Raw genomic sequence first — 12252 nt, 5'->3', positions numbered from 1 at the left:
CCTCGTCACGTATTATTGCGTTTCATTCAGCGGCGGCCTGGTGACGCTCAGAGCTATCATCAATCATGGCATTCTTGTCCTGGGGGTGGTGTTTCTCATCACACCGATTGCTGTGTTTTTCTTTTCTTCCAGCCACAGCACGGCGACGCTTCAAATCGATGGTCTGCAATTGAGCTGGGGGGCTTATTTTCAGCGCAACTATTTGAGCATCCTCAATTTTGAAGCCGGCTTCAGCGACGAGGTTACGCCGCTTGCGATGCTGAAGAATTCCATGATTGTCGGGGTGGGTGTTGCCGCTCTGACAACCCTGTTCTCATTGCTGAGCGCCTACGCCATCGTGTTTTTCCGCCTGCCTTGGGCAAACGGGATTTTCTGGCTGATCCTGACGACGCTGCTGTTTCCTCTGGAAGGTAGGTTCATCAACACGTTTCAGGTGACTTCCGATCTGGGGCTGATCAACAGCCATACCGGGCTTATTCTGCCAGTTCTGGCAGCGGCACTTGGAACGTTTTTCTACCGGCAGTTTTTTCGAACGCTTCCGGAGGAATTGCTGGAAGCTGCCATGCTGGATGGCGCTGGCCCGGTAAAGTTTCTGCGCGATATTGTCATACCGCTGTCGTGGCCGAGGACCGGAGCGATCTTCGTCATCGCCTTCATGATCGGCTGGAACCAGTATTTGTGGCCGGTGATGATCAGTACCGATGACAGTCTTTATACGCTGGTGCGTGGCATTCAATTGATCGGCCAGTCGTCGGGATCAGGCATGGCGCTTGTGATGATCACCATCATCCCGCCGTTTTTCCTGCTGTTGATCTTTCAGAGATGGTTTTTCAACTCTCTGGCACTGACTGATAAATAGATCGGTTCATGACTATCTGGCCTGTTTGGTAATGCTGGAAAACGCCACTGCGGAAACGATGATCGCACCGACAAGAATTTCGCGAATATATGAATCGACACTCATCTGCGTCAGGCCATTATCGAGAATTCCCAGAATGAGAACACCGATAATCGAGTAAAGAACCCGTGGCTCGCCCTCCTCGCTCATGGTCATGCCCAGAAACACTGCGGCAATGGCGTCGAGCATCAGGCCGCTGCCCTGAGTGGGATTGGCTGAGGCGACACGGCTGGCATACATCAGCCCGGCAATGGCTGCGCCAAAACCGGTCATGGCAAAGGCGACAAGCCGCAGGGTTCTGACCTTCAGCCCGGCCAGACGCGCCGCTTCGGAATTGCCGCCAATGGCATACAGCCGGCGGCCGAAAGTGGTCTGCTCGAGGATGAACCAGACCACCAGCAGCACCACCACAGCGAGCACGCTGAGATAGGGCAGTTTCAGGCCGGCCAAACCAACCGTATCGAGCTGGATACCGCTGCGCGCAAAGCCGGAAAATGCCGACGGAATATCGCGTCCGAAAATGGTTTTGCCGCCGCTGGTGAGAAACGCCATGCCACTGAACATGGTCAGAGTGCCAAGTGTGGCGACAAATGGCAGAATGCCGAAAATCGACACCAGCACACCATTGAACAGACCGCCCAGCACACCAACCAGAAGTGCGGCACCCACACCGACAGCAATCGGAAAGCCGAGGGAAAACAGAACGGCGGCGACAACCCCGGCAAGACTTGCCATCGAGCCGACCGACAGATCGAAATCATTCATCACCATGACCAGCGTCATGGAACTGGCGACCACAGCCAGCATGCTGATCTGCTGAGAAATGTTGATCAGGTTCCTGGCGGTGAAAAATGTGCCCGGCAACTGGATTGAGAAAAACACCACAATGGCGAGAAACCCGATCAGGGTTCCGTAAAGTCGAAGGGTTCGGATCATAAATGCCTACTCACGCCGCCTCGGAATGGTAAAACTGCGCCAGAAGCTCAGGGGGTTTCATGGCACCGGTTTCCACCAGAGCCGCCTGCCTGCCATCACGCATGATGAGGATACGATCGCAGATGCCAAGCAGTTCCGGCAGGTCCGATGATGTCAGCAGGATGCCGCAGCCGGTATCGCTGATCGTGCGCAACAGGGCATAAATATCAAATTTCGCCCCGACATCAACGCCGCGTGTCGGTTCGTCCAGCAACAGCAGCGCCGGGGTCGCGCCGACGGCGCGGGCAAACACCACTTTCTGCTGATTGCCGCCGGATAATTCATACACCGCCTGGCGCAGTGAGGCAGCCTTCAGCCGAACCGCCCTGCCCAGTCGCGCTGCAGTCGCCGTTTCCGCATTGCGGTCGGCAAGCCCACCGGCTCTGGCAACCGCACCCAGATGCGGCAGGACAATATTGTCCCGGACATTGCGGCGCAGCATCAGGCCCTCACTGCGACGTTCCCTGGGGACATAGGCAATGTGACGGTTCCAGGCCTGGGATGGGGATGCCGGCAACGGCCCGCCACAGACCTGCATCTGCCCCTTTTTCAGCGGAGCAAGACCCATGATCATACGCAGGACTTCGCTCTGCCCCGCATTTGTCAGACCGGCAATGCCGAGGATTTCCCCGCCATGCAAATCAAAATTGACAGCGCGGATGTGCCGGGTTGAAGCGGCCTTTGCCGAGCAGACAATGGTCTCGCCTACCGGCTTTTGGCGTTTCGGATACGCCTCATCCAGCGGCTTGCCTGTCATGGCAAAGATGATTTCCTGCCGTCCGGTTTTGGCAACGGGCGCTGAAAACACCGCCCTGCCATCACGCAGAACAGTGACATCGTCGCATATCCGCAGCACTTCATTGATGCGGTGCGAGACATACAGAATGGCGACACCTGCCGCTTTCAACTGCGCCAGAACGTCAAACAGTTTTTCCGATTCATCCTCCGACAGAGCTGCTGTGGGCTCATCCAGCACGTAAAGCTGCGCCTGCGCACCGTCGAGGGACACCAGAGAGCCTGCAATTTTCATCAGCATCTGGTCACCGCTCGACAGACGCGCCGCCTGCTGCGTGACATTGATATGATCAACGCCAAGGCGCTGCAGGGCGGCCTCTGCCTGCTGTTTGAGGCGCGGCCAATTAATCACCAGGCCGAATTTTTTGGGATAAGGCCAGCCCAGCAGGATGTTTTCGGCCACCGACAGATGCGGAACAATATTGAGTTCCTGATGAATGAAACGAAAGCCGGCGTTCCGGGCGTCGGCAGCGTTGGTCAACGGAACAACTTCGTCGTCGCGGTAAAGCTCGACAGTGTCGGCGCGCTGCACACCGGCGAGAATTTTGATCAAGGTGCTTTTGCCGGCGCCATTTTCGCCCATCAGGGCGTGAATGCGGCCTGGAGCAAGATCCAGGTCGACGGAGGACAGCGCCATGGCACCCGAGAATGATTTCGAAACATTCCTGATCAGAAGGTCGCGCATCATCTTATCCCGGGAACCATTTCGGCACTTTACTCACAGCAGTCCTGATCCACTCCGACGGGATGCCCTATTGCTCAACATTAGTCTTGGTGACCAGCACGGTCGGCACATATATCACGTCTTCGCGGATTTCCTCGCCGTTGATTGCGCGTGAAACGACAGCGGCAGTTGCCTTGCCGATGCCGACAAAATCCTGCGCCACAGAGGCTTCGAAATTGCCCCCGGCGGCAATCGCATCACGGGCCTGCGGGTTGGCGTCTATGCCGACAATGACAATGCCCTCGGCCTCGCGGCCGGCGGCCTCAATTGCCTGCAGGGCACCAAGGCCCGGCTGATCCCAGGCGGCCCAGACGGCGGCAATGCTGCCGGGTTCCGGATTGGCCGCCAGAATCGCCTCCATCTTGGCGCGGCTGTCGGCAATACCGCCATCCTGCACGTCAGGGGTGACCCGGTCGATAACCTTGATATCGGGGAAATTGGCAAATACCGCATCGGCAATAACGCCGCGGATCTGGACCGGCGGGAACGGGTCAAACACGAACATCACCACATTGCCTTTCCCCTTGATGCGGTTGGCCACATAGACCGAGGTTTCCGCCGCCATTGCATAACCGTTGGAGGTGACATTGGTCACCAGCAGCGGGCTTGCGCCGCTGTCCATGCCGATAACCGGAATGCCAGCTTGTTTCGCCGCTTCCAGACCGGCGGCAATCTGTTCGGGATCAACGTTGATGACAATCGCATCAACGTTCTGGGTGACAGCATCTTCAATCCGGCTGATAACAGCCGCGACGTCACCAGCGGTGTCGACAATGTTGGCGTCCCAGCCCATGCCGTCAGCTTCGGCCTTGAAGCCTTCGACAAACATCTGGGTGCCGGGCTGGGCCAGGTAAGGCGTCACCACCGTAACCTTTTGAGCCAGCGCCGGAGCCAGGCTGAAGGCAGCGACCAGAAATGCGCCCGCGACAGATTTACAATTGAACATAATGTCTCCCGATGTTTTGCAAAGGATCGCGGGTTGAAATTGCCGTTCCGCTCGCCCGTTTTTTGATTTACCCCATGAAGCCAGAAAACCGCGAAAATGGGTAGGACTAATTCGCATCAATGGATAATTTAGCGACGTCAAGAAAGGCACGGTTCAGTGCTTCATTGGCATCAATCGCATTGACATAGATGTCGAACAGCGCGTCATAGCGGCTTTTCAGGCTTGAATTGGGTTGATAGGCGGCGTCAAACCGCACGATCTGCTCAAAGGCGGCCGACAGCGAGGGATGAAGTCCGACGGCGCAGGCCGCTATTCCAGCCGCTCCCAGCACGCCGGTGTCGGTAACCGCGACGCGGCGCAACTCGCGCCCGAGAATATCGGCGCGTATCTGGTTCCAGACATCCGACTGGAATCCCCCGCCGCCGCAATGGATGGGTCCGCTGGAAATGCCGGAGGAATGCTGCAGCGCCTGCAGCAGCAAGCGCACAGAAAACGCCACGCCCTCATAGACGGAGCGCGCCATATCGGCAGCGCTGGTGGTGTGGTCCAGACCGAGAAACACGCCTCTGGTGTGGGATTTCCAGATCGGCGCACGCTCGCCCTGAAGATGGGGAATGAAGATCGGAGCCGGCTTGCCGAAATCCGATGCAGCAGCGGCTGTCGCCATCTCCTGCGGACTTTGCCCTGTCAACTGGCCATACCATAGTTTCGCGGCACCGCCGGATTGTGTCGGGCCGGCGTGGATGCGGATGTTCTGGCAGGGCGGAAAGACAATGATGCCGGGCGTCGGCTCTACCGATTGTGAGGTGATCCCGAGTATTTCGCTGGTGCCGCTGAGATAGGCGGTGGTTCCTTCAGTGGCAGCGCCGCAACCCAGCAGGCCGGTCCAGCCATCCATGGTGCCATTGGCCAGGGCAATGCCGGCTGCAGGACCGGCGCGGATTTCGCCGATGACAGACAGAACTTCCCTGACCGGAACCAGCCGGTCGGCGGCACCGGGCACCAGTTTCAGAACATCGGGTATGGGTCGCAGTTGCTGATCCACCAGGCCGATATTGGACAGGCCGTCCGTTGCCAGCTGGCCGGTCAGTTTGAAGGCGCAATAATCCTTCGGCAGCATGACCCAGGCGGTGTCTTGCCAGATATCCGGCCGGTGACGCGACATCCACAACATGCGCGACAGCACATGGCTGGCATCGATCGGCATCGGCGCACCCCACCAGGCGATGCGCTGCTCGTGAGACACCGCGGCGTCCAGCTCCCGGGCTTCCTCATCAGCCCGCACATCCTGCCACAGGATGGCCGGTGCCAGCGGATTTCCATCCTTGCCGACAAAAATATGGGTGTTGACCTGGGAGCACATGCCGATGGCGGCGACGTTCTTCATTTCATCGGAAAATTGTGAGAAGGCGTCTTCAATGGGTTGCAGCCAGTCATCCGCATTCTGCTCGACGATGCCACCTTCGCGCCGCATCGTCCGGCAGGGCCGGCTGACAAAACCGCGAATCTGTCCGCTCTGATCCAGCAGACCGGTTTTCACCGCCGTGGTTCCGACATCTATGCCAATCAGAAGGTTAGAGCGTTTCATGATTACATTGAACCATTTGACCGGGACAGGCTGTCAGTAGTCTTTTTCGAAAAACAGACCAATGCCGGTATTGCCATCAGATGAGACAGTGCCTTTTGCCGTCAGATCTTCGGTAATATCGAGATTGATGCTGGCTTCGGTTTCCTGGCCTGCCTGCACACCCAGATAGACATTGTCGTTGATATATTTACCAACGCGCACGGCGGTATTTCCGCTGCCATCACTGACAATATCGATGTCGTCGAGACCGGTTCCCTCGCGCAGATTGTCAATCAGCGACGGGCTGTTGCCACCCGTGAGTTCCAGTGCGATGGACGCCAGCCGGGCGACCTGGAAGGGTGACAATTCTCCGATGCTGCGTCCGAAGATGATACGCGACAGGACTTCATCCTGAGGCAGTGATGGCATCGACGAGAAGGTGACTTTGATATCGTTCAGTCGGCCTTCAATGCGAATGAAGGCATCGACGGATTGCGTCGAGACACGCGCCAGAAAATTGATCCGCGGATTCATATCTCCCAGCAGGAAGACGGTTCCCTCTTCCAGATCGATACGCTGGCCGACGACCGAAAGCCGGCCACGGATGAGTTCGAACTGGCCAATCGGCGAGATGTCAAAAGTCGGACCGGTGAGGCGAATGCGCCCGCCAAGCTCGGCGTCAAGACCCCGGCCACGTACGAAAATCCGGTTCGGGGCGTTAATCGTCACGTCGAGTGTCAGGACAAAGGGGCGCGAAGCCGGAGTGGGTACAGGGGTGGAGCGGGCAATTCTGGCAAGAGTTTCGCGCACCGCTGGGGGCGGCGCAACATGACGCACATCCAGCAGTTCAGAACTGGAAGCGAATGTCTCTGGAACTGTGATCTCGGTTTCTCCCAGCGTGATGTCACCTGACAGAAATGGATTCTGAGTGATATTGCCGGTAAGCGAAAGCGTTCCGTTCAGCACGGTGGAGAAGGTCTGTGCATCGGTATAGCGCGCCTGATCCAGCCGGATCGTCAGATTTGTCGCCGACTGATCAAATATGCCGACAACACCGGATGCTGACACTGTGCCGCCGGTGGCCAGCGCCGCGCTGAACCGGTCGATGAAAGCCTGCCTGCCCTGCAGCGATGCCGACAGTGTGATGTTGTTGAGGCGGGCATTTGACAGAGGATCTGAAAAGGTCCCGTTATTGACTGACAGGTTTCCGCTGACCGCCGGGTTCTGGAAGGTACCGCCAATCTCCACATTGAGACTGGCATTGCCGGTCGCCCTGGAGCCACGCTCACGCAACACCGGATCAACCAGCGACAGCGGCGCATTGCCCGATAGATTGATTGCCAGAGTGGAAGCCGCCACCGAAATCTGGCCGCTGGCAGTCAGATTCACGCCTTGCGCATTGTTGGCGCTGGCCCGGTTGAGGAACAGGATATTGTTCTGAAAACTGCCATCGGCGGTCAACTGCAGGGGAGAAATGCCGGCATCGATCAGCGGCCGAGCCGACAGGCCTGATCCCTGTATCGTGAAGCTGGCATTCGGACTGGCCGTCTCGCCGGTAATCGCGACCTGGCCGTTGAGTTGGCCCTGCATCGCCAGATCCGGCACAATGGCATTGGCAATATTGAGAGGCAGATTGTCGATGTCGACGCGAATATCCAGCTGCCGCCCGGAACTGCCATCAATCCGGATACTGCCGTTTCCGACCTGCAGCACCGCGTTGGAAATCCGTGTCACTCCATCCTGAATCTGCAATTCCGCCGGGGCAGTCAGCCTGGCGTCGGCTATGCTGGAATTAAGATCGAAACTGTTGATGACAATGCGCGAGAGCGCAGCGCCACGGGCGATCTGTCCCGATGTCGAGAGCGTTGTATTGTTCTGTGCCAGGGCGGCCTTCAGATCGAAGGTCGTGACATCGCCGGTTGTGACAATTGTGCTGTCGATGGTTTGAATATTGAACCCGCCGAAAACCACCGAGCGGGCGGAAATCGTGCCATCGACACCGGGCAGACGGAACAACTCCGAAATATCGGCATCTACATCGGCGCTGCCAACCCTGATGTCTTCAAACACAACATCGCGGGCCTGCAGTTTGACAGACGCCGACTGGGTGCCGGAAGGGGCCGGCTGCAAACGCACAGTGCCGTTCAACTGACCCGAAGCCTTCACCAGAGCCAGAGCGGCGGCGGCGCTGATATCACGGCTTTGCACTTCGATAACGGCATCAATCAGGCCATCGCCGCTGCGCGCCAGATTACCGGTGATATCCGTCGCACCGATATTCAAATCGAAGCCGGTGAGCCGCTTCGCCTCTTCATCCACTTCAATGCGGCCGCTTAATGCCAGTCTCTGCCGGTCTATGAAACCGTCACCGGAAAGCGCGCCGCGGAGTGCGGTTCCGTCGGTAACGCCCTCAAACAACAACACCACATCGCGGACCGGTTTGCCGGAAAGCCGACCCTCCTCCAGACTCAGTTTTGTCGTCAGGTCAAATGGCCGCTGCTGACCGGTGAGACTGAGATCGAGAACCAGCGCGCCGGAGCCGTTGCTGTTGATGCTGGCCAGATTGCGGATCAGGGCTTTGCCTTCAAGATCAGCTAGTTCTGACGCATACCTGCCATTCAGATTCAACTCCAACTGATCGTTGGAGACAACGAAATTACGGAAACTCAGCCCTTCTGTGGAGCGGCTGACACCGCCAAACAGGGAGGTTTTGCCGCGCAGCAGAGTGTCGACTGTTTCGTTATCCAGAGTGATTGACTGGCCGGTGCCTTCAACTGTCAGATCAAAACTGCCATTGATCAGCCCGATACTGCCTTGAGCCACAAGTCCGGTAGAGCCGCCAAGACGGCGACCGGCGAGAAAGGAGAAAGCGTTGAGATCGGCTGTCTCGAGTTCAATTGTGCCATCAAATGCGGCCTGCGCCACGGTGCCACTGGATTGAATGCTCAGCGTTTCGCCATTGATTGAAAACTCGTCGAACTTCAGCGCAAGCGCTTTTGACCATTGGCCGGCTCCCGTTGTGCTGATCCGACTGCCAAGCGCTTTTGCCAGGGCTGGCTTTGTCGCTTCGATGCCGTTCATCGCGCCATCAAACTGGAACGTTACGCTGCGCTGTGCCGGATCATTGATGTTCTGTACGGTTCCCGATGCTTGCAGGGCCAGCTCATCCAATTGCATATTGGCGCTGCGCAAATCGCCGAGACGCAGATTGGACTGCCAGTCCCCGCTCTGGCCGGCATTGTAGGACACTGTCAGAGAGGCACCGGCAATTGTGGTGGCAGTGGTGCCGAAGGGAAGTTCCAGGCGGGCGTCTTCAGTTGGCGCCAGCGACAAATCAACATTCAGACGGTCGAGAAATCCATCCGCCAGAGTTGAGGCATTGGCTGCCAACTGGACGCTGCCGCTGTCAATCAGGAAGCGGTTGATCGTCACGCCGCCCTGCGCGACGAACAGCGCATCCACCAACAGACTGCTGCGGTTGCCAAAGAACGGCCGCGTGGTTTCCGGCAGGATATCGGACAGTGGCCCTTCAAGTGTGGCGAGGGCCTTCAGACCGCCGGCGGTGTCCTCGAAAGTCAGTTTACCTTCGAGAATGCGCGCGTCCGCTACATTGAAATCCAGCGATACTGCGAGGCCTTCAAGGGGTCCATCACCTTTGATTTCCAGGGAGATCGGCGGCCGGTTCTCCAGCCGCAGCAAAGTGGCAATGATGCCATTTTCGGCTTCCTTGAGATTTACATCAAGGGACAGATTTTTGTCCCCGGCGCGGTATTCCGCCGTGGCGGTAAAACGGCCCCCGGACCCGTCGAGACGCTGAATATCAAGATTGAGGTCGAGCGAGCCTTCATCCAGAGTGAAAGAGCCATTCAGACTGGCCTGCGTCTCAAGACCAAAAACCGTGGGGCCGAACGCGATGTCCGGCACACTGAGCTTTTCCAGTTCTACCGCCACCGGGAGATCCGGCAGGGTAAAGTCGGAAGCTTCAGGAGATGGCAAGCCATCCTCTGCCAGCGGCTTGCGTTTGAAATCAATCCGGTCCGCTTCCATGCTCTTGATTTCGAGGCGGCCGCGAAACAGGGCTGAGCGGTTCCAGACCAGACTGGGCTTGGTGATCTCCAGCCAGATACCGGCGGTATCTGAAATTGTAATGCTGTCGAACGAGACATTCGACGACAGCGAGCCTTGCAGACCGTTGAGGCGGATCTGCCGGTTGGGAGTGGACAATTTGCCTTCGACAAACTGGATAAAGGATGAGCGTTCCTGCGCTTCCTGGGCCTGCCCTGGCACAATAAAGCCAAGCAACAGGGACAAGGTGGCGAACATGATGAGAAACGGTTTCAAGATCAAAACGCCTGTCCAATTCCAACATAAATGCCGAAGGCGGGATCATCCTTGCCCGGATCGAGCGGCACACCGACATCAAGCCGGATCGCGCCCAGACCGGTATAGTAGCGCAGCCCGGCACCAACACCGATCTTCAGGTCCTCGGAAAAATCAATTGCGCTGTCAGGACCCACTGTGCCGATGTCGATAAAGGCCACGGCACCGAAATTCCCGGTGATGCGCTGGCGCAGCTCCACAGATGCCTCGAGCAGCGAGCGTCCGCCGGAAATCGATCCATCCGGCTCCCTCACCCCGATATTCTTGTAGCCGTAGCCGCGCACCGATCCGCCACCACCGGCAAAAAACAGCAGGTCAGGCGGCGCTTCCTGAACGGCAATGCCGGCCAGAGACCCCAGTTTCAGCCGTCCGGCCAAAACCGTGTTCTTGCTGCCAACCGCCACATAGGCGCGGCCTTCGGCTTCCAGATGCAGTCCGGCGCTTTCAAATTCCCACTCGTAGAAAGGCCGTGCCTTCAGATCGGCATAGAAGCCGGAGGTCGGCTCCAGCTTGTTATCGCGCTGATCGAATGTGGCCTGCGTCAAAATTCCGGTGGTGAACAATTGCCGTGTGCCAAATGTATCGGTGTATTCGCCAAACTCGGCAAACAGTCCTCCGGTAAAGGTCAGTTCATCGGAATAATAATGCTTTAGCGTCGCCGTGGCAGATACGGAGGTTTCCGTATAGGTTTCGTTGACTTCGCGTTTGGCAATAGTGCCGAGTGTCAGATCGGTGTCAGGGTTGAAGACGCCCGGTTTGGTGAACTCAGCCCCGAGAAGATAGTCAAACTGGGTGTAATCAATTGTGCTGCCCAGACCAGCAATGCGCCCGTCCAGCCGCAGCCGTTCCGCCTGGCCAAACAGATTGCGGTGCAGCCAATAGGCTTCCACACCCGCGCCATCAATGGTGGACAGGGTTGCACCGACGCCAATGCGCCGGGGTTTTTTCTCACTGGTAATGATGGTGATCGGCAAGCTGCCATCTGGCAGAACCTCAGGCGCTTCCTCTATCTTCTGCAAGGCGAATACGCCAAGCCGCTCCAGCCGCTTGCGAGCCTTTTCCAGATCATCGGGATCGAATTCCTGACCCTTGATCAGTCCGCTCATATAGAGCACGAATTCCGGTGACATGCGTTCAATGCCTTCAACGTCGATATCTCCGTAGACCGCATAAGGACCCTGGGCCATCCACAGATAGACGCGCAGATAATCCTCGGCATGCACGGCAGTGACGGTTTGTCGTTCAACCCGCGCTTTGGGGTAGCCCTGTTGCCGCCAGGCCTCGCGCGACAGGCTTCCGGCGCGGCGCACGACACCGGCCCTTGCCGGTTCGCCATCGGCAAATCCGCGATCTGCGGGCCGGTCGACAATATCGTCCGGATCTGATGTGACCGGTGCCGGATTCATCACGATACTGTCGCGAATACGAAACAGATTACCGGGTCTGACGACAATATCCACGGTCGAGACATCCGGAATTTGAGTTCCGGCCGGAATGTCCGCCGCCTGACGGCCATTGATTTCGATGGAAATGCTGCCGCCATAGTGCGCTTCGTTGTAAAGCGCTGCCTGAATGCGCCTATAATCGCCCTTGGCGCGGGCGATCAGCCCAGCGGAGCCACCAACGGCGGCGTCACTTCCACGCACCAGTTCAGAAGCGGCTCTGACTGCCTTTGCGACGTCTTTGTCCTCTTCCGGCAGGATGGTCAGTTCGGCGGTGTATTGTTTGGGATCAATCAGCTCGCTGTCAGCGGAATCGGCGGTTTTACATTTGCCAAAAAGACATTTTCCGAACAACTCAAGCGCATGGCCGTTGGTAGGTCCTGCTACCAGTGTTGCCACAGCGGCCAGTGCAAAAGCAGACAAAAAAGTGGCCGTGATGTGCGACACCCGCATTCAAACTGACTCCATACCGACAATTCCCTGCACTCTGGACGCTTCTTCAGCATGAAGGTGCACTTCGGGCCG

Annotated in this window: 7 protein-coding genes; 1 reads left to right on the top strand and 6 read right to left on the bottom strand. The window is 57.6% G+C overall.

Annotation, left to right across the window (positions count from 1 at the left end; translation table 11 throughout):
* The first annotated feature begins 40 nt into the window (after positions 1–40).
* Positions 41–859, top strand: coding sequence for an ABC transporter permease subunit (locus tag RAL88_RS16210; RefSeq protein ID WP_306264892.1), 819 nt, complete (start codon positions 41–43; stop codon positions 857–859).
* A 12-nt stretch (positions 860–871) separates the two neighbouring features.
* Here RAL88_RS16210 and RAL88_RS16205 read toward each other — a convergent pair whose 3' ends face one another.
* The 6 genes from RAL88_RS16205 to RAL88_RS16180 form a co-directional block, all read right to left on the bottom strand.
* Complete coding sequence (locus RAL88_RS16205; protein ID WP_306264891.1) at positions 872–1834, bottom strand: ABC transporter permease; 963 nt, start codon at positions 1832–1834, stop codon at positions 872–874.
* Positions 1835–1844: 10 nt separating this feature from the next.
* The gene (locus RAL88_RS16200; RefSeq protein ID WP_306264890.1) at positions 1845–3353 is read right to left on the bottom strand and encodes a sugar ABC transporter ATP-binding protein; all 1509 of its coding nucleotides are present in this window, start codon (positions 3351–3353) and stop codon (positions 1845–1847) included.
* A gap of 67 nt (positions 3354–3420) precedes the next feature.
* A complete protein-coding gene (locus RAL88_RS16195; protein WP_306264889.1) occupies positions 3421–4338 on the bottom strand; it encodes a substrate-binding domain-containing protein in 918 nt (305 codons plus the stop codon).
* 106 nt (positions 4339–4444) lie between these two features.
* Positions 4445–5926, bottom strand: coding sequence for an FGGY-family carbohydrate kinase (locus RAL88_RS16190; protein WP_306264888.1), 1482 nt, complete (start codon positions 5924–5926; stop codon positions 4445–4447).
* 33 nt (positions 5927–5959) lie between these two features.
* The gene (locus RAL88_RS16185; protein WP_306264887.1) at positions 5960–10252 is read right to left on the bottom strand and encodes a translocation/assembly module TamB domain-containing protein; all 4293 of its coding nucleotides are present in this window, start codon (positions 10250–10252) and stop codon (positions 5960–5962) included.
* The gene (locus RAL88_RS16180) at positions 10249–12150 is read right to left on the bottom strand and encodes an autotransporter assembly complex family protein (RefSeq protein ID WP_306264886.1); all 1902 of its coding nucleotides are present in this window, start codon (positions 12148–12150) and stop codon (positions 10249–10251) included. Before RAL88_RS16180 ends, RAL88_RS16185 begins: the two co-directional genes overlap by 4 nt.
* Positions 12151–12252 lie beyond the last annotated feature (102 nt).

This window comes from Pararhizobium sp. IMCC3301 (assembly GCF_030758315.1).
GTDB lineage: Bacteria > Pseudomonadota > Alphaproteobacteria > Rhizobiales.
This window is presented reverse-complemented; position numbering and strand designations above follow the sequence as displayed.

What these genes read in the sequence shown, in the direction of transcription:
- RAL88_RS16205 (WP_306264891.1), bottom strand. Translation starts at nt 1,834, where the DNA reads ATGATCCGAACCCTTCGACTTTACGGAACCCTGATCGGGTTTCTCGCC.
- RAL88_RS16200 (WP_306264890.1), bottom strand. Translation starts at nt 3,353, where the DNA reads ATGCGCGACCTTCTGATCAGGAATGTTTCGAAATCATTCTCGGGTGCC.
- RAL88_RS16195 (WP_306264889.1), bottom strand. Translation starts at nt 4,338, where the DNA reads ATGTTCAATTGTAAATCTGTCGCGGGCGCATTTCTGGTCGCTGCCTTC.
- RAL88_RS16190 (WP_306264888.1), bottom strand. Translation starts at nt 5,926, where the DNA reads ATGAAACGCTCTAACCTTCTGATTGGCATAGATGTCGGAACCACGGCG.